The 563-nt window shown below is 29.5% G+C and carries 1 protein-coding gene; it reads right to left on the bottom strand.

The annotated features are described in order from the left end of the window. Window positions 1–5 precede the first annotated feature (5 nt). Window positions 6–563: AMP-binding enzyme (locus tag L8W57_RS07860; protein WP_263662330.1), on the bottom strand; the 558-nt coding region annotated here is incomplete at its 5' end.

The raw sequence follows: 563 nt of genomic DNA, 5'->3' as shown, positions 1-563 counted from the left end.
AATCCTTAAACAAATTTACTCAAAACCTTCCTATCAATCTTCCCATTTGCATTTAAAGTAAATTGTTCTATTTTAACAAATTTTTTAGGTATCATGTAAACAGGGAGTTTGTCTTTTAAAAAGTTTTTAAAATCTAACTCTTCCTTACTTTCATAAAAGCAAATAATTTCTTCTTTAAAAATACAAGCACAATTTCTTACATTCTCATGAGAATTTATAATACTTTCTATCTCTCCAAGTTCTATGCGATGACCCATATATTTGATTTGATGATCTATCCGTCCATAACATAAAAGTTCGCCAAATTCATTATAAGCTACCACATCACCTGTTTTATAAAGCAAGTCTAGGTAATTATCATGCAAAGGATTTTGCACAAAAGCTTGCTTTGTTTTTTCCTTATCGTTGTAATAGCCTAAAGAAAGACAAGTTCCTCTTACATAAAGCTCGCCTTTAATTCCCACTTGACTTGGAGTAATTAAATTTAAATTCTCATCAAATACTAAAAGTTGGGTATTTTTACAAGCTTTTCCTATAGGTAAAAGCTCATCATCGCTAAATTG

The organism is Campylobacter sp. IFREMER_LSEM_CL1890 (assembly GCF_025772045.1).
In the GTDB taxonomy this organism is placed as follows: domain Bacteria; phylum Campylobacterota; class Campylobacteria; order Campylobacterales; family Campylobacteraceae; genus Campylobacter_D; species Campylobacter_D lari_D.
The sequence above is the reverse complement of the archived record's forward strand: the minus strand, read 5'-3'. Positions and strand labels throughout refer to the sequence as shown.